11 protein-coding genes are annotated in these 18,248 nt (G+C 58.9%); 6 read left to right on the top strand and 5 right to left on the bottom strand.

What is annotated here, in order from left to right:
• Window positions 1–85: 85 nt before the first annotated feature.
• Genes SCARR_RS08525 through mraY form a run of 4 tightly spaced genes read left to right on the top strand, consistent with a single transcriptional unit; the run spans window position 86 to window position 5,807 of the window.
• Window positions 86–1,882, top strand: coding sequence for a peptidoglycan D,D-transpeptidase FtsI family protein (locus SCARR_RS08525; protein WP_136061067.1), 1,797 nt, complete (start codon window positions 86–88; stop codon window positions 1,880–1,882).
• Entirely contained in the window at window positions 1,879–3,336 is a 1,458-nt protein-coding gene (locus SCARR_RS08520; protein ID WP_136061065.1) for a UDP-N-acetylmuramoyl-L-alanyl-D-glutamate--2,6-diaminopimelate ligase, read from the top strand. The genes SCARR_RS08525 and SCARR_RS08520 overlap by 4 nt, the downstream gene beginning before the upstream one ends.
• Complete coding sequence (locus SCARR_RS08515; RefSeq protein ID WP_136061063.1) at window positions 3,336–4,664, top strand: UDP-N-acetylmuramoyl-tripeptide--D-alanyl-D-alanine ligase; 1,329 nt, start codon at window positions 3,336–3,338, stop codon at window positions 4,662–4,664. The genes SCARR_RS08520 and SCARR_RS08515 overlap by 1 nt, the downstream gene beginning before the upstream one ends.
• A 3-nt stretch (window positions 4,665–4,667) precedes the next feature.
• Window positions 4,668–5,807, top strand: coding sequence for a phospho-N-acetylmuramoyl-pentapeptide-transferase (gene mraY / locus SCARR_RS08510; RefSeq protein ID WP_136061061.1), 1,140 nt, complete (start codon window positions 4,668–4,670; stop codon window positions 5,805–5,807).
• Window positions 5,808–5,809: 2 nt separating this feature from the next.
• Here mraY and SCARR_RS08505 read toward each other — a convergent pair whose 3' ends face one another.
• The 5 genes from SCARR_RS08505 to SCARR_RS08485 all read right to left on the bottom strand — a co-directional run bounded on the left by SCARR_RS08505 (window position 5,810) and on the right by SCARR_RS08485 (window position 16,267).
• A complete protein-coding gene (locus SCARR_RS08505; RefSeq protein WP_136061059.1) occupies window positions 5,810–9,220 on the bottom strand; it encodes an SUMF1/EgtB/PvdO family nonheme iron enzyme in 3,411 nt (1,136 codons plus the stop codon).
• A 22-nt stretch (window positions 9,221–9,242) separates the two neighbouring features.
• Window positions 9,243–10,385, bottom strand: a complete 1,143-nt coding sequence (locus tag SCARR_RS08500; protein ID WP_136061057.1) for an iron-containing alcohol dehydrogenase — start codon at window positions 10,383–10,385, stop codon at window positions 9,243–9,245.
• Between the two features lie 104 nt (window positions 10,386–10,489).
• Window positions 10,490–11,335 (bottom strand): hypothetical protein, encoded by an 846-nt coding sequence (locus SCARR_RS08495; protein WP_136061055.1) that lies wholly within the window; start codon window positions 11,333–11,335, stop codon window positions 10,490–10,492.
• Window position 11,336: 1 nt separating this feature from the next.
• Entirely contained in the window at window positions 11,337–13,763 is a 2,427-nt protein-coding gene (locus tag SCARR_RS08490; RefSeq protein WP_136061054.1) for an HzsA-related protein, read from the bottom strand.
• A gap of 26 nt (window positions 13,764–13,789) precedes the next feature.
• On the bottom strand, window positions 13,790–16,267 hold the full coding sequence (locus tag SCARR_RS08485; RefSeq protein ID WP_136061053.1) for an HzsA-related protein: 2,478 nt from the start codon (window positions 16,265–16,267) through the stop codon (window positions 13,790–13,792).
• A 65-nt stretch (window positions 16,268–16,332) separates the two neighbouring features.
• On the opposite strand from SCARR_RS08485, the gene SCARR_RS08480 reads away from it, so the two are divergent.
• Together SCARR_RS08480 and SCARR_RS08475 are read left to right on the top strand one after the other, a co-directional pair.
• Window positions 16,333–17,256, top strand: a complete 924-nt coding sequence (locus tag SCARR_RS08480; RefSeq protein ID WP_136061052.1) for an IclR family transcriptional regulator domain-containing protein — start codon at window positions 16,333–16,335, stop codon at window positions 17,254–17,256.
• Window positions 17,257–17,293: 37 nt separating this feature from the next.
• The gene (locus tag SCARR_RS08475) at window positions 17,294–18,220 is read left to right on the top strand and encodes a thiamine-phosphate kinase (RefSeq protein WP_136061051.1); all 927 of its coding nucleotides are present in this window, start codon (window positions 17,294–17,296) and stop codon (window positions 18,218–18,220) included.
• The last annotated feature ends 28 nt before the right edge of the window (window positions 18,221–18,248 follow it).

The following is an 18,248-nucleotide window of genomic DNA, read 5'->3' as shown; positions in this document are numbered from 1 at the left end:
AAGTGCTATAGAGTGAATTGTCGCCCGTAACGCTGCCTAGGCAGGTTGCGGGCGTTGGCATAATACGGGGCTTGGAACAACGGAAATGGCAGAGGTAAGGCACAAAGGCAGGATTGCGTTGCTTGCGGTAATCGTGCTGCTGGTCTTCGGAGGCATTGCCGTCCGTCTGTCCTTTCTGCATCTGCGCCCGGCCGAGTGGGTGCTGGAGCCGATCGAAGAAGGCCGCATGTATGAGCGCAAGCCCATGGGCAGCCGCGGGCGGATCGTCGACCGCAACGGCGAAATCCTGGCGATGGACCGGCCGGCCTACCACGTTTATGCCGACCCCAAATACATCGCCGCGCACGGCGACGCCGATGCCGTATGCAAATATTTGGCTATGGAGTTTCAGATTCCGGAAAGCGAAATCCGCGAAAAACTGTCCGATACCTCGCGCCAATACAAGGTCATCAAAAAATATGTTCCAAACCACCGCCTCAAGCGCTTTACGCGCCGGACGATGGGCGTCTCCTATACGCCCCCGGGCGCGGAGGACGGCATTTATCTGCGAGGCGTTAAATTTGCCGAAGTGCCGATCCGCAGCTATCCCAAGGGTCCGCTTATGGCGCATGTGGTTGGGTTCGCCAACCGCGAGGGCGTCGGCGGCGCGGGGATTGAGCTGCGCTTCAACGAATACCTGCAGGGCAAGGAGGGCCGCCGGGTCACGAAAGTGGATGGCCGGCGCAAGGAAATCTATGGCGAGCGGACCATCGACATTCTCCCCGAAGACGGCGCGACCGTTACGCTGACGCTCGACCAGCAACTGCAGTATGTGGTTGAAAAAACCATCGAGAAAACCTGCGTCGACTTTAATGCCAAAGGCGTGTGGGCCATTGTGCAGCATGTGCGCACCGGCGAAATTCTGGCTATGGCTTCGTATCCAACCTACGACCTCAACCGCTACGGAGACGCGCCTCCCGAATGGCGTCGCAACAACGCCATCGGCTTCAACTATGAACCCGGTTCCACCATGAAGGCCGCTGTCGTCGGTGCGGCAATCAACCAAGGCGTTGTGAAGGAAACCGATCTGATCGACTGCGAAAACGGCTATTGGGTCTACGGGCGCCGGGCGCTGCGCGACAGCCATGGCGAGGGCACCATCTCCGTGGCCGAGATCATCAAGGTTTCGAGTAATATCGGCACGGCGAAGATTGCATTGATGATGGGCGATCAAATGGTGTATGAGTGCCTTAAATCGTTTGGTTTCGGGGACAGGCTGGGGCTGCCTGTTCCCGGCGAGGAGCGCGGCATACTCTATCCACCCAAGACGTGGTCGAAAATCAAGGTCACGCGCGTCGCCATCGGCCAAGGCGTGGCCACCACAGCCCTTCAGGTGCTTTCCATGATGAATGCGATTGCCTACAGCGGAGTGCAGATGAAGCCGTTGCTCGTGAAGAGAGTGAGCGCCGCCGACGGCAGCGTGCTGCGGGAATACCATCCCGAAGAGCTCGGGCGGCCGCTCAGCCCCGACGCCGCCCGGCGCATGCGCACGATGCTCGCCCGCGTGACCGAAGAGGGGGGCACCGGAACGAAGGCGCGGGTGGAGGGTTATTCCGTCGGGGGCAAAACCGGTACGGCGCAGAAGATCAATCCGGCCGGCGGCTATTTTGAGAAAAACTTCACCTCTTCGTTTGTCGGCTTTCTGCCCGTGGAAAATCCGGAGATTGGAATTATTGTTGTGGCGGACGATCCCGGCGTATATTCCGATACGGGGCGGAAAACGAAATACTACGGAGGGACGGTCTGCGGGCCGGCCTTTAAAGAGATTGCCGAGTTTGCCGTGCGCTATCTGCGGATATCGCCCGATGGAACCCGGGTGTACGTTGCGAGGCCGGACGAATGAAACTGACCCAACTGCTGGAAAACGTCACCACGCTCGATGTCAAGGGCTCGACAGAGGTCGAAGTCGGTGGTCTGGCCTACGATTCGCGCGAGGTCAAGCTCGGTTGGCTGTTTGTGGCCGTTGCCGGGCATCAGGTGGACGGCACGGAGTTCATCACCCAAGCGCTGTCGAACGGGGCCGCGGTGGTCGTTTCGGAAAACGATCTGGACTTGGGGGCCGGGGCCGTGCATGTGCAGGTGCCTCGGGCACGACGCGCGCTGGCCGAAATCGCCAACGCCTATTATGGCGACCTCTCGCGCCGGATGACCGTCGTGGGCGTTACGGGAACCAATGGGAAAACCACGACCACATACATGATTCGCGACCTGCTGCGCGACGGCGGCTTTTTGCCCGGATTGATCGGCACTGTGGCCTATGAAATCGGCGAGCGTTCCATTCCGGCTTCGCGCACCACGCCCGAAGCGCCCGATCTCCACGCCATGTTCCGGCAGATGAAGGAGGCCGGGTGCGACGCCGCCGTGATGGAAGTTTCGTCCCACGCCATTGCTCAGCAACGCGTTCACGGCATCGATTTCAACATCAGCGTTTTCACCAATCTCACCCATGACCATTTGGATTACCATAAGGATATGGACTCCTATTTCAATGTGAAGGCCGAACTGTTCCAAATGATGGAGCGGCGGCACGACCGTTCCGCTGTAATCAACATTGACGATCCGTGGGGGCGCAAAATGTTGGAGGACCGCAAGTTCGATGCCGAAGTGGTGACGTACGGCTTCAGTCAGGAGGCCATGGTTTCCGCCTCGAACGCCAAGGTGAACGTAAAGGGGACCAACTTCAACGTTTCAACCCCATGGGGCAAGGCCCGCATCCATATGCAGCTGCTGGGCCGGTTCAACATCCACAATACGCTCGCGGCGCTCGCCGTCGGAGGATTGTGCGGCATTGATCTGCAGCGCATGATCCGCACCCTAGAAGCTGTGGCGTCCATACCTGGCCGGCTCGAGCTCGTGGCCAACCGGAAGCACAAGCGGGTGTTCGTCGATTACGCCCACACCGACGACGCGCTCAAAAACGTCCTCAGTACGTTGCGTGAGATTTGCAAAGGCAAGCTGTACGTCGTCTTCGGCTGTGGTGGAAACCGCGATCGCGGCAAACGCAGCAAGATGGGCCGGATGGCCTCGGAGCTGGCCGATTACAGCATCATCACCTCCGACAATCCGCGTAATGAAGAGCCCGGTGCGATCGTTTCGGAAATCATTGAAGGCTTCGCCGGCCAAGACCGGTTCGAGGTGGTGCTCGACCGGCGCGAAGCCATTGAAAAAGGACTGCAAAAAACCGGCCGGAAGGACATTCTGCTGATTGCAGGAAAAGGCCACGAAACCTATCAGGAAGCGAACGGTACGATTGTCCCATTTGATGATCGCGAAACTGTTCGGGAGATTATTGGATAATGTTGAATTTTCGTTCAGGAGAGTTGTCGCAGTGGGTCTCGAGGCTGTGGAAGAACGGCATGCCGGAGGGGGTTGTAACGGGGGTCTCGCACGATACCCGCACGATTAAGCCCGGCAATTTATACATCGCCATTAAAGGCGAAAACTTTGACGGCCATGATTTTGTGGCCGATGCCTTTGCCAAGGGCGCCGCCGGTGCGCTGGTGCACGAAAGCTTCGAGTGGTTCGCCAATCCCGTGCTCAAGGTGCACGATACCGTCAAGGGGCTGCAAAATCTGGCGCGCGGCTACCGCAAGAAATGGATCGGAACGCCGGTCGGCATCACCGGAAGCGTCGGCAAGACCACGGTTAAGGAAATGTGCGCCGACGTCCTTTCCGTGAAGGGCGAAACCCACCGCACCGCCGGCAACTACAACAACCACATCGGCCTTCCGCTCACCATGATGGCGATGCCCCAGACCGCGCGCTACGGCGTGATGGAGATCGGCATGAACCGTCCCGGCGAGATCGGTCCGCTCTCCTATCTGCTCCAGCCCAAGATCGGCATCATCACCGACATTTGCAATGCGCATCGCGAAAGCTTCCGTTCGTTGGAGGAGATTGCCCGCGAAAAAGCCAAGCTGGCCGAACGTGTGCCTAGCACAGGAACCGTAATCCTCGATCGCGACAGCGAATGGTATTCCCTCATTCGACGGCACACTTGCGCAAGTGTGGTTACTGTTTCGCTGGAAGGGGTTGCGGACTATGTGGGCCGAAATATCGGCCCCCAGGTGCTGGAGGTGAACGGCTCCAACTATCTTATGCCGATGCCCGGCGAGCATATTATGCGCAACGCTTTGCGCGCTGTTGCGCTGGGGTTGGAGCTGCGGATGGATCCGGCGGAAATCGCCGCCGGACTGGCCCTGTTCAAGGCGCCGGCGATGCGCTGGCAGAAATCGGAAGTCCGCGGCGTTAAATTCATCAATGACGCCTACAATGCCAACCCGCTTTCGATGCGCGCCAATCTCCGTACGTTTTCCAACGCTCCGGCAACGGGGAAGAAATGGGTGGTTCTTGGCGGGATGCGCGAACTTGGGGAGATCGAAGAGGACGAGCATGTCGCGCTCGGACGCTTTATTGATGAACTGGCGGTTGACGGTGTGATCGTGGTCGGCGAGCTTGGACGGCTCATTGTCTGCAAAAAGACCGAACGTTATTTTCAATGCCCGGGCACTGCCGAGGCCGCCCAGCGCTTGCAGGAGAATGTGGCGCCGGGCGACTGCGTGCTGCTCAAGGCCTCGCGCGGAGAACAACTCGAGCAAGTGCTCAACCAATTTAAGGAGAATTAGAGGATGCTGTATTACCTAAGCGCGTTGGAGGGGCTGTATTCGCCTTTGCGTCTGTTTCAATATATTTCGTTTCGCACGCTCGGCGCCGCGGCGACTGCATTCATCATTTCGCTGGTGTTCGCGCCCGCCCTGATCCGCAAGCTGCGCGTCGTCAATTTTGGCGAGCTGACCGAAGACAAGCGCGTCGATGGGCTGGACAAGAAGCAGAAAGTGGGTACGCCGACCATGGGCGGGCTGTTGATCATTATTGCCGGCACGAGTGCAACCCTGTTGTGGGCCATCCCCGTCAATGTGTATATTTTGCTGACGCTCGGCACCTTCTGCCTGATGGGTGGAATCGGCTTTGCCGATGACTTCCTCAAGATAAAGCGACGCAATGGACTGAGCGTGAAAGCCAAGTTCACCGCGCAGCTGGCTTGGGCGGTCATCGCCTTCGCGGTGATCTGGTCGATTCCAGAAATGCAGGGCCGTGTGCGCGATTTAATGGTTCCGTTCTGTAAACATCCGCTGCTCGACCTCGGGCTGATTGGCGGATTCGTCTTCCTTATGCTGGTGTTGGTCGGCGCCTCCAATGCGGTCAACCTAACCGATGGCCTCGATGGGCTGGCTATCGGTTGTTCGAATTCGGTTGCTGTTGCCTACTTGCTGCTGACTTATGTGGCCGGCCACTATAATTTTTCCGAATATCTTCAGGTGCCGTTCGTGCGCGGCAGTGGCGAGCTGACCGTGTTTTGCGGCGCCCTTCTGGGGGCGGGCCTGGGCTTTTTGTGGTACAACTGCCACCCGGCCAAGATTTTCATGGGCGACACCGGCAGCCTTGCGCTCGGCGGCGCCATTGCCATGCTGGCCATTCTCATTAAGCAGGAGCTGCTGCTGGTGATTGTCGGTGGCGTGTTTGTCATGGAGGCGGCCAGCGTGGTGATTCAAAGCGGCTGGTTCAAATATACGCGAAAGCGCTATGGCGAAGGGCGCCGCGTCTTCAAGTGCGCCCCGCTGCACCACCACTTCGAGTTTGTTGAGAAGGAGCGCGCCATGGATCAAAACCGTCCGCCTGAACTGGTTGAAACGGTCATTGTGACGCGCTTTTGGATTCTATCCATCATTTTTGCGCTGCTCGGAATCGCCTCGCTGAAGATCCGCTAGCTCTATTTTTCAGGTTTCTCAATGATGACGCGGAAGCCGACGTTGAATACCTTTTGATAAGGGGCGTAGCCGATGCGGAAAGTGGCGGTTGCCCGTTCCGGGCGGTCGCGCCACGAGCCGCCGCGGACGGCTTTGCGTCCGCCTTCGTAGTCCGAGCGGGTCCATTCCGCCACGTTGCCGTGCATGTCGTAGAGGCCCCACGCATTCGGTTCGTAGAGCTTGGTGCCTATGGGCGTGAGCTGGCCATCGTTAAACGAGGCATCGCGCGGCACAAAGTCGTTCAGCGGGCTACGCTTTTTTTCTGAAACGGGTTTGGGATCAATGCCGCGGACGGCGAGGTCACCGATGGAGGCGTCGGCCAGGTTGGCAAAGGTTTCATGTCCGGTGGTACCGTAGAAAAACGGCTCGGCGCTGCCGGCGCGGCACGCCCATTCCCATTGTTTTTCCGTGGGCAGCGTCACTTTTTGTCCGGTCTTTTCTGACAGCCATTCGCAGAAGGCCATGGCCTCGTTCCAGCTGACGCGAATAGCGGGCATCTGCGGTTCGTCGGCATGGTATCCGGCAAAGACGTGGTCTTTCCATTGCTGGTCGATGGAACGGCTGTTGTGGCCGGCATTGAACTGGCGGAACTGCTCGTTGGTGATTTCGGCTTCGGCCATCCAGAAGGACTCGTTTTCTACGGTTGGAATGCGGCGCAGGTTGATGCCGCAATTTTCGCTGAGCTTCAATGTATGGCTGGTTTTCTTTCCCTGCATTTTTCGGGCTTTGGCTTCGTTGAAGGGCAGCCCTTTCATCAATGCCGGTTTGGGGCGCCGGACTTTCTTTTTGGATTTTACGAAGGCGGGTCGGTCTTGGGGGGCGGGCATCCATTCGGGGTCGTCGACGAGTCCGGTGTATAGCTTCCGCAGCTCGCGGGCGCGGGCGGCGATCGGATCGACCTTGCTGTCGCCTTTGAGCGAGGCCCAGGTGGCGTGGTAGGGCACGTTGAGGTCGATCCACGTGAGCAGTGTTTTCCAGTCGTCTTCAGAAAGCTCGACGCCGTGGTGGCCTCGTTCCAGCAACTGGACGAGCTCGCTGGTGGAGGCGTGGTAGTCCATCGGGGTGAGCAGCGCGAAGTCGCTCTCGCTTCCGGGGCGGCGGACGAAGGGATGGAGCGCGTGGTAGGAGCCGGCAAATTCGCGGCCGCCGCGGATGGGCTCGAGCGACTGAAAGTTGGGGCGGTCTTCCTTTTCGCCATCGTGGCAGCCGACGCAGCTGCGGTCGAGAATGGGCTGGATTTCGCGCAGGAAGCTGAAGCCGTGCGGCTTTTCGTTGCGCCACGGCGTTAGGTTTTGCGGTCCTTGACGCATCGCGAGGGAGGCGCGCTGCAACGGCGACGTGCGCGCGGATTCGTGGCAGCCGACACACGAGAGCGATTCGCCGGGCATGGCGACGAGCCAGCTGCGCATCAACTGCAGGGCGGCGCCGTTTTCGTCGAGCGGCTGGATGGAAATCGGGGTGCTGTGCGGCACGTGCACCATGACGGAGCCGTCGTCGGCAACGGGTACCGTGCCGAGGATGCGCTTGGTGTCCCAGCCGCCTTCGATGGTGAGGGCGTTGTGGCCGCCCATGCTGCGGTAGGCATATGAATAGGTGAGCAGGCGCAGCTGTTTGACGCTGCCGCGCGGGAGGCCGGCGAGACCGGGGCCTTCGTAGATGTCCTGGATGTAGAGCACGGCGTCGTCGGCTTCGGGGCGGATGCGTGAGGCCATTACGGGCGGGGGCGTGCGGGGTTTGAGCGGGACGGGCTCGAACAGGCTGAGTTTGGGTTCTTCCTTGAGCAACACGATATTGTCGAAGCGGTCGAGCAGGTAGATGCCCCATCGGCCCGCTGGCGAAAGCCGGCCGGCGGCCAAAAAGTAGGTGTCGGACAGGGGATAGGGGTGGAGGAAGCGCGGCCAGTTGCCGACGGCATATTTGTCGCGGACGATGCCTTCGACTTTTTTGCCGTATCCGGGGATGCGCTGCACGACGCCGGCGGTATCGGTTTCGCCGTTGCGGACATCGAACAGCACCAGCTCGCCTTCGCGGTCGATGCCGTGGTGGCCGGAAACGATGGCGGTGAACTGGCTGCTGCTGCCGGGAATGTTCTTGGCATAGAAGAGCGTGCTGGGCCAATAGGAGTTGGAGCCGTAGATTGAGCGCTGCTGCGAGCCGTCGGGATTCATGGTCATCAAGATGCGGGTGAAATAATGCGAGTTGTCGGTGTACTCCCAACGCAGATACATCACCTTGCCGTCGTCCATCACCCACGGATACCAGTCGGCGTCCTGCTCGAAGGTGAGCTGGCGGATGTTTTTCCCCTCTTGGTCGCATGTGTAGAGCGTGCCGACGTTGTCGCTGCCACCGATGCAGGGAATGCCGGTCATGTTGGCGGTGGAGCAAAAGATGAGGTTGCCGTCGGGGAGATAGATGCCGTTGTAGTTGTCGACGTCGGGTCCGACGCTCTGGGTGACTTGGCGGAGGCCGGTGCCGTCGGTTTCGAGCTCGAATACCTGCCAAGTATGGTCTTCGGGGCAGATCGAGGAAAGGAGCATTTTTTGCGCATCGAAGCGGAGGTTGAGGTCACCGGTAAAAAAGCTGCCGTCCTTGGGGCGGTAGACCGTTTGCAGCGAGAGGTCGTCGAGCGAAAGCCGGGCGATTTCGTTGCCGTATCCGTCTTTGCGGATACCGGTGTTGCCTTTCCAGTTGGGCGGGTGGTCGGTGCGCTTGGTGCGGCGCAGCAGAATGTTGTTGAAGTCGATTACGGGGTTGTTTTTCACCAACGCGTCAAGCTGCAGTGCGCGGACCTTTTCCATGATGTCCGGCGCTTCCACTTGTTTCGAAAGCTTCTTGATGGCTTTGCGGATCCGTTGAGCAGGATAGGACGGATGCTCGGACGCTAAATGATCGACGGAGCGCCAAAGCGCCTGAAGCTGTCCCTTTGCGGAGGGCAGAACATAGTCGAGCTCAACGGGTGAGAGGTGAATTTGCGCGTGGCCGGACTGCGGTTGCTGGAACCGGATACTGAGCGTGTTTTTCCCTTTGACAAGGGGCAGGGCGTAGAGCGGCTCTCTTGTATCTGCGCGGATCGGTTCCAGTGGTTTCCCGTTGCAGGCGAGTTCGGCTTGATTGCCGCCCACGAGCACCAGCCCCTGCGACGCGGTCTGGGGATGCTCAAAGCGCGTCGAGAGTACAACGGGCTCGCCTTCGCGCAGAGACACCGTGCGGGCGGTCCGCACCGGCAGGTCGAAGGGCTTCCAGTCGGGCCGCCCTTCCTCGACGGCGCACGGCCAGCTTTGGGGCTTGCGGTTTTCGAACCAGACGGCGTCTTCAAGAGGAATGGCCGTTGCGCAGGCGCAGGTTGCTAAGAGTAATAGTTCGATAAACCGCATTTAATTATTCCTTTGAGAGCCCTTAGCTGTACGCCGCGCGTAATATAGAAACGGTTTGTTCGGGGATAATCTGGACAGGGTCGAAGTCGAAAAGAAAACCCATCGTGTCATACGCGTTTTGCGCAATGGCTTCCAGTTCGTCTTCTGTGATGCCGTAATCCGACATTTTCAGCCCGCGCACGCCGCACTTTTCCTGCAGGGCCACCAGCTCGTCGATAAACGAAGCGCCGCCCATCGCCTGCGCCATCTTGGCGTAGCGTTCCGGCAAATGTTCAGCAAAGTGCGAGAGATAGGCCTCGGACAGAAGGATCAGTCCGGCCCCATGCGGCAGTTCGGGATGGAGGGCGCTCATGGCGTGTTCGAGCGAGTGTTCCGAAATGCAGCAGGAGGTCGATTCCACCATGCCCGAAAGCGTATTGGCCAGCGCCACCTTTTCGCGCGCCTCCAGATCGGAGCCGTCGGCGACGGCGCGCGGCAGGTATTCGGCCACCAGGCGGATGCTTTCGAGCGCATAGAGGTCGCTCATCGGCGTGGCAACGTTGGCAATGTAGCCTTCGACCGCATGGAAAAAGGCATCGAAGCCTTGGAAGGCAGTGAGGTGCGGCGGAATGGAAAACATCATTTCCGGATCGACCACCGAGATGACCGGGAACGTATGCGGCGGGCAGCCAAAGCCGATTTTTTCTTCGCCGTTGGTGATGACCAGCCACGGGTCGGCCTCGGTGCCGGTGCCCGCGGTGGTGGTGATCGCCACGATCGGAAGCGCGCCGTTTTCAACGGGCAGCCCTTTGCCGGAACCGCTGCCGATATAGTCCCAGTAGTCGCCGGGGTTGACGGCCATAATGGCGATGCCCTTGGCGGCGTCGATGGGCGAGCCTCCGCCGAGGCCGATGATAAAGTCGCAGCCGTTCTCTTTCGCGACCGCCGCGCCTTCCATCACGTGTTCCTTGATGGGGTTGGGCTGGATCTTGTCGTAGACGACCGATTCAATGTTTTGCTGCTTCAGCAAATCTTCCAAGCGCTGGAGATAGCCGTGCTTGCGCATTGAGGTGCCGTTCGACATAACGATCAGCGCTTTCTTGCCGGGCAAGGGCTCTTCGGCCAGCTGGTTCAATTTGCCTGCGCCGAATAGAATCTTGGTGGGGATGTGGTAGTCAAAGCTCATTTCTATTTCCTTCAGTTAGTTGTTTTGACCGCGAAGACGCAAAGACACGAAGTTTAGAAACCTGTTTTCTTTGCGCCTTAGCGGCTTGTTTGCTGTCATTCATATCAGTCCAGAATAATGACGCCGTGGATGGTGCCGGCGCGTTTGGGATCGTGCCATTTCCAGACCACGTTGCCTTGCGGGTCGAACTCCACCAGCTGCGGCGCCTTTTCACTGTCGTTCGGTTTGTGGCCCGTCCAGTTGCAACAGACTGTATGGCTGTTTTTCAATTCGAAGGGCCGCGAAAAGAAAAAGTATTCATCCGTTCCGCCGAGGGTGCGCAGGATCTTGCCTCCGGGTGTGACATCGACGATCGATTTCCCGTAGCCGGTCGAGACTCGGTAGAATGCGCCTCCGTCCATCTTTTTGATCCAATAGATATGTTTGGCGCCGGGCACTGTGAAGTCGGCATGCACCTTTCCGCTCCAGTCGGCCTCGACGACGTGGTCGGTGTTGGCCCCAAACAGAAAGCGGCCTTCCGGCGAGAGCCGCATTAGCCGCATGGTCTTGAACTGGGGAAAGTTGATCTGTCGCACAATCTCTCTCTCGGCCGTGACTTCGAAGCAGGTCACACCGTTTTTGTTCGCCCCCAAAATTGTGTTGCCGTTGGGCAGGCGGGTGGCTGTTTCGGTCTTCTTGAACTGCGGGTCGTGCACTTCATGAACCTTCTTCTGAGTGGCGAGGTCGAATTCCGCATAGCCGTCGGGGAAGGAGACCAGCACGCGGTTGTTTTCCAGCAACCGGATGTCGCGGCAACCTTTCTCCAGCTTGATCGTCCAATCGTTGGAAGCATCAAGTTGATCGACATAGTGCAGCTGCGCACGCGACTCGTCCTTGGCTAAAAACCGGTGCTTGATGGATTCGGCCTGAGCGCCGCCGCAAATCAGTAGAGCGAGGATTAGTTGTTTCATGTTATTCCAATGTGGGTTGAACGATTTCGCCTCGGAGCTGGGCGATGCCGCCTTCTTTTTCGTAGACGCCGTAAAAGTTGGACATGGAGTCGAGCCAGACGGTGATGCGGTGCATTTCCTCGGGCGACAGCTTAATATTGTGGTGCCCGTTTTTGAGCATGGGGTAGAGTTTGGAGGCACGCGCCCCGAACTCGCCGGGAATGGTGCGATAGTGGTCGCCGTAGCTCCAGAAGGCATGGTCGTGGATGAGGCTGTCGTAGGAACGGAAAACATCGGTGGTTCCTTTTCCGAGCTTGGATTGAACGATTTGGCGGTCGAGCGGCGGGGCGCCTTCGCCGGCTTTTTCTGCGTGGCACGCAACGCAATGCTGGTCGAGCACAGGCTGGACGAGCCGAGGATAGCTGAACGGTTTGGTTCCATCCACATCCGGCACGGGAACGGACGGTGCGCGTTGGAGCGCCAGCGCGGTTTTCTTCGATTGGAGCGGCGCGCGGTTCTTGGGCTCGTGGCAGCCCATGCAGACGAGCAGTTCGCCGGGCTGCACCCAGGTGGAAGAACGCATTGACTGCACGGCCAGACCGTTTTCATCCAACGCCTGGAAATAGACTTCCTTCAAGGCGGGGAGTTTAAAGTAGGCGCTGCCGTCCTCTTCCACCGGCACCGTGCCGATGATGCCGCGAGTCAGGTTGACCGAGTCGCTGGCTTCGGCAATGCGTCGGCCGGTCTCGTGGGGGCGCGGGCCGGAGGGCACCGAGCTGGGATAGATTTGGTAGATGCGCAGCGCCTTGATGCCGGTCGCCTCCGGCCAGGGAAGGAGGCTGTCGTAGACGTTCATCACAGCCATGGTGCCCTCCATTTTGGGGTTGTCTTCAAGGCGGTCGCTCTTCTCCGGAAGGACGGGGGGCTTGGGGCGCGCCCGCAACGGCATAGGGCTAAGGCAGGCGATTTCGTGATCGCGGTAGATCAGAACCTTGTTGCCAAAAGCATCGAGGAGATAGATGCCGTATTCACCGCGCGGGTTCGACTTGTCGCCTTGCCGGCCATTCTTTTTTTGCATTTTGGCGTCGTAGGCCACGAGGTGGTATTTATTGCTTAAGGGCCACGGGGTTCCGTAGACCTGTTTGCCCTTTTGGCTTTCGGGGAAAGCCACTTCCGGTGTCACGCGCTTGACCGGCGCCATCGCATCGTCGTCCGGCGTACGGGGATCGATCATCACGATGGAACCGTACGCCTGCCCGTGGTGGGGCGCGGCGGTGCCGACAATCTTGTGCGAACCGGGGACGGCGCGCAGGTCCATCTCCATGTCGGCGCGTTCGGCTTTGACGGAAAAGTTGCCGTGCACGGCGCGGGAGTCGCGCCCGTCGGGCGTCATAATCCACGGATGATGGGCCACGCAGCCATGGCGGTCGACATAGTCCCAGCGCGTGTAGGCGAGCATGCCGTCGTGCAGGACGCTGGGCTGCCATTCGTTGTTTTCGTGCGGGCTGAGGATGCGGATGTCGGAGCCGTCGGGCTTCATGTCGTGGACGGTGTACGACGGGCAGTCGCGCCCGCAGCGCAGGTAGCCGCCGCGCCGTTCGGAAATGAAGGCAACGCGGCCGTTGGGCAAATAGCACGGATCGAAGTCGTTGAAGGTTCCGTCGGTCAGCTGCTTGAGATTGGAACCGTTTCCTTTTGAATCGAGGGTGGCGGAAAAGAGATGGTAGCAACAGCCTTCGTCCCAATGTCCACGTTCGTGTTCAAGATGGACGATGTGTTTGGGGTCGCCGGTTCCATCGACGTAGGCGAACATGACCTGCTTGCCGTCAAACGAGAGTTCCGGCGAAAGGAAGCTGCCGCCTTTCAGTGCGCCCTCCGGAAGAATGTTCTTTGCTTGCGGATTATCGCCGAAGGGATTCGACAGCACAAAAACGCCTCCGCCTGGCCGGGCGTGCGCACCGTAGTATTGGTCGCACATGTGGCTGAAGTTGGAGCGGTGCCGTTTGATGAAGAGAATTTTCTCGAAATTGAGCAGGGGGTTGGCAAAGGCGATGTCGCGGCGCAGAGCGTGAACCTCGGCGAACAGCGCTTTCCGGTCATTGGAAGTTTTGGCCTGCTTGTTCAACGATTGGAGCTTATTCGCGCAGCCAATCATATCGGGCGCGTCCGGCATTTTGGAAATATCATCCAGCAGCGATTTGGTGCGGCGCAGGATGATATCGAGCGGATCGCCGTCAGCTTTCGTGACCAGCGCCGCCGGATGGAAGGTCTCATCCGCGACCTTTTCAAAGTGCGCCGTTCTCGTTAGGTCGAACTCCAAAGCCTTGAACTGCGCATCCACTTCGTTGGCGTACGACTGCACGGACAACAGAGAGAATAGGCAAAATAATTTGAAGGCAGAATGATTTCTTTTCTGCTGCGTTCGGTGGGTTGGAATTATTCTGCCCATAATCATTCTGCCTGTTTTCCATTGCATCAGTTGATGAATTGTTTTGGATCCGACCATTCGGGCAGGCCTTCTTCGGGGAGGATGATTCCGGCTTGCGCCTGTTCTTCGATCTGCTTGTAGGCGCCGTAAAAGTTGCTGTTGCAGTCGAGCCATAGCGTGATGCGGCGCAGGTCTTCGGGGGGGAGCATTTGCCGGGCGCCGGCGGCTTCGAGTTTTTTCCAAAGCTTGGAAACCCGCGCGCCTTCCTGCATGGGCAATGAGTAGGAGCGCTTGTTTTTCTTCCTAAGCGCGCCGTTGCCGCCATGCTTTCCCCAGGCGTCTTTCGAGAGGGTGTGCATGGCTTCGGACCAACCCCATTTGCCGAACTCGGTTCCGCTCAGGCTTTGGTCTGGGTAGAGCGCTTCGAAGAATTCGGGATGCTTGTCCAGAACAGGTTGGACGAGGCGCGGGAAGGAGAGGGGGTAGGTGCCGGGGGCTTCGGGCTTGATCTTCGAGGGGGGGTGTTTGAGCGCCATCGGAATCCGGTTGATCTTTGGTGCGGTCAGTTTGTTTTCGTGGCAGCCGATGCAGTTCATCTTTTCGCCGGGATGCAGGTAGGTGTCGGTGCGCATGTTCTGCACCATCATGCCGTTTCCATCCAACAGCTGGAAATAGATGCCGGTTCCGGTCGGGCATTCGAAAAAGACGCTGCCGTCCTCTTCCACCGGTACGGTTCCCAGCACGCCGCGTGCGATCGACTGGTCGGCATAACCGATGCGCGGATTGTTTATGGAGTGCGTCGATTTCGGGAAGATGTTGACGATGCGCATCTCTTTGATCTTTACGCCTTCGGGAATTGGAAACTCGCTTTCGTAGACATTCATCACTGAAATCGTGGCCGTGGCGGGATCGAGGCTGGACTCGCGGTCGGCGGCCATCTGCTGCGTTTGAACCGGAAACTGCGGCGGGCGCGGGCGGGCACGGAGCGGTATGGGGTCGAGGCAGGAGATGGATGGATCGCGGTAGACCAGTTCACGGTTCCCAAAGCTGTCGATGAGATAGATGCCGTAGTTGCCGCGCTTTTTATCGGAGTAGACGCAGAGATAGAAATCCTCATCGAGTGGCCAGGGGGTGCCGTAGTTCCAGTCCCGTTGTTTGTCGCCCTTGCCCTTGCGGAAGGAGAGGCCGGGGGAAACTTCGGACTCGGGAAAGGCAGAGAGCGGCGTGATCCGCTTGATCTGCGACATGGCGCGGTCGTCGGGAATCGATTGGTCGATCAGCGCCAGCGAACCATAGGCTTCGCCGTGGTGCGGCGCGGCGACCGCGATGTATTTTTGCGAGCCGGGCACGGCGCGGATACTCATTTCCATCCAGGGGCGGCTGGAGCGGTCGTCGGGATAGTTGCCGTGCATCGAGCGCGGATCGCGTCCGTCCGGATAGCAGAACCAGAGGTGGTGGGCAATGTCGGAGTCGCGGTCAACATAGTCCCATCGCGTGTATACGAGCATGCCGTCGTGGTTGACGCTGGGGTGCCATTCGTTCGTGTCGTGCCAGCTGAACTGCTGGATGTCGGAGCCGTCTGGCATCATGCCGAAGAGGGTGTAGGTGGGAATGAAGCGCCAGCCGCAGCGCTGGTTGCCTCCGGCACGCGCGGAAATGAATACGATTCGTCCGCTCGGCAGAAACACCGGATCAAAATCGTCCCACTGCCCGTCGGTGAGCTGCTGCAGGTTTTTCCCGTTGGCATTGGCCTTGAAGATGTGGAAGGAGGATTCCTTTTGGAAGCAATAGTGGCTGTTGCGTCCTTTCTGCCCGGCGGCTTCCTCCTGCGTCCAGGGCTGGCCTTTCCATTTTTCCGAACCTTGGAAGTTTTTCCAGTCGAGGCCGGTGTAGGCAAAGAGGATTTCCTGCGCGTCATAGTCGAGTTCCAGCGAAATGAAGGATCCGTTTCCAAGATCAAGTTTTCCGCCTTCCAGCAGGCTGGTGGTTTTGGGGGCTGAGGTGAAGGGCTTGTCCAGCCGGAAGACCCCGCCTCCCGCAGTCTGGTTGACGCCCAGATACTGGTCGACCATGTGGGCGTCGCCCCGGGCCATGGGGTCGTGCTTGAGGAAGATGAGCGAATCGAAGTCGAGCAGCGGATTGGAAAAGGCGACCTTCCGGCGCAGCTGCGCAACCGCGACAAACAGCTTGCGCTGCTCCTCTTCGGCGAGGCCGGTTTTGTTCCGCTTTTTTAAAGCGTCCAGCGCCCGTTGGTGGCGCTCGGCGCCCAAATGATTGATCAGCGCCTGCGTTCGGCGCAGGATGACGTCGACCGGCGTGCGGTCCGTTTCCAGAATCAGGGCTTCCTGCCGCCACGCCTGCGACGATACCTTTGCATATTCCGCCCAATGCGACGGATGGTATTTCTCGATGTTGTGGCTGATCACATCGAAATCCTGCAACTGGGCGGTGCGCACCGGATCGGCAATCGTTTGGCCGAGCGCTAGCGCCAGCACTGCTGCTGTGATGAGTCGAATGCATTTCATGCTGAAAATTCCCTGTTTAACGAATGCCATAGTCTCAGGATGAAAGAGGATAGTATATATTTGTAATGGCATTTTTTTATGTACATATTGATTCCATGTCATTGTCAGAACTAACCGCGAAGGCCAAGGATGTCATGCGCCGGATTGAACAGAGCTTGGGCTATACGATTGGACTGGGCGCGCTCCAGTCTGGTAAAGGGGACGGAATCGTACTGGCGGCAGTGGACGGCACCTCCGGGTTTTCTTTTCACCTCGAAGTTGATTTTGAGTTCCCTCTGCATACCGGCGCACCGGGCAAGGCGATGCTCGCCTACCTTCCAGAGGATGAGCAGCGCCTGTATTTCGAGCAGATGGATTTCCGTAAGTTTACGTCCAGCACCATTACGGATCGAAAGGACTTTGAGGCGGAGCTGGAGAGTGTCCGCGAAAAGGGCTACGGCATCGACGTATCCGAGCAGATCGAAGGATGCCACTGCGTCGGCGTGCCCGTATTCGACGATCAGCATCGAGTTGTTGCCGGCCTCTGGACGACCAGCCCTTCGGTGCAGTTTCCGGTGAGGAACTTTGACCATGCTGCGAAAATTCTCAGGAAAGGGGCCCAGGAGATCAGCTCGCGCATCTCGTCGTCGAGCCGCTCCACGAACCGGGACTATATCCACAGCGTCGTGGGGCAGGCGCGGGAAATGATGGGAAACAACCTGCATCGTCCGCTCGACATGGCAGAGTTAGCCGAAAACCTGTATGTCGGCTATTCTTGGTTCCGCAAGGTTTTCAAGGAGCAGACCGGTATGTCGCCCTCGGCCTACCACCAGCACCTGCGGGTTGAAGAGGCGAAGGCGTTGCTCGCTAAATCCGACCGCTCCGTCCGGCAGATTGCCGAGACCCTCGGCTTCAAAAACCAAAACCATTTTTCTGCGCTCTTCAAGCGCAAGACTGGACTGTCGCCCACCGCCTTCCGCAGTGCGCAGGCGGGCCGTGCCAGCGAATAGGATTGCCTGCCGGTGCGATTCGGCTAGTCTTTTACGCATGAACACACTTGGGCAGATAGGCGAGCACGAGGCTATTAAACGGCTGACGGCGATGCTGGGGAACCACTCCGATCTATTGGTTGGAGCGGGCGACGATTGCGCCGTGGCCACACTTCCGCACACGGGAAGCGACCAGGTTTTCACCACCGATCCGGTGATCGAGGGCGTACATTTCAATCCCGGCGAAATCCCGGAGCGGATCGGCAACAAGGCGGCGGGCCGCGTGTTGAGCGATATTGCCGCCATGGGCGCCCAGCCGCAGTGGATGCTGGTGAATGTGGCCGCGCCGCCGGAGATGGACTTTCAACGGCTCGAAAAAATCTATGCAGGCATGGGCGCGCTTTGCGCCCGCTTCGGCGCAACCATTATTGGCGGCGACCTTGCACAGGGCGCTTGCTTGGAGCTGCATTTGTTCGGCACGGGACTCGTGCCGGAGGGGAGCGCGTTGCTGCGTTCCGGGGCCAAGCCCGGCGATGCCGTTTTTGTGAGCGGTCCGCTGGGCTGCAGCATCACGGGCAAGCATCTTGATTTTGTTCCCCGCGTTGAGGAGGGCGTTTTCCTGCGCGAGACCGGCCTGGTGAATGCCATGATGGATGTCAGCGACGGACTGGCGACGGATCTGCGGCACATGCTCAAACAGAGCGGCGTCGGGGCGGTGCTGGCGGCCGAAAGCATCCCTAAAACGGGAACTCTGGAGCAGGCACTCTACGACGGCGAGGATTTTGAACTGCTGTTTACGGCGTCTGCGGAAAATGCAGAAACGCTTCAGCGGCAGTGGGAAAGGCGCTTTGGCCGAGCGCTTCCTATGATCGGCAAGGCCACTGCCGAGGCTGAGCGGTTGGAACTGAAGCACGGGGATGGCGCGTCTGTTATCTTGGAATCCAAGGCGTTCGAACATTTTTCCCGTGTAGATGCCCGGAATTGAGTCGGTTCAGTGCGTCGCTTTTTCCGCG

This window comes from Pontiella sulfatireligans, assembly GCF_900890705.1.
GTDB classification, from domain to species: domain Bacteria; phylum Verrucomicrobiota; class Kiritimatiellia; order Kiritimatiellales; family Pontiellaceae; genus Pontiella; species Pontiella sulfatireligans.
This window is presented reverse-complemented; position numbering and strand designations above follow the sequence as displayed.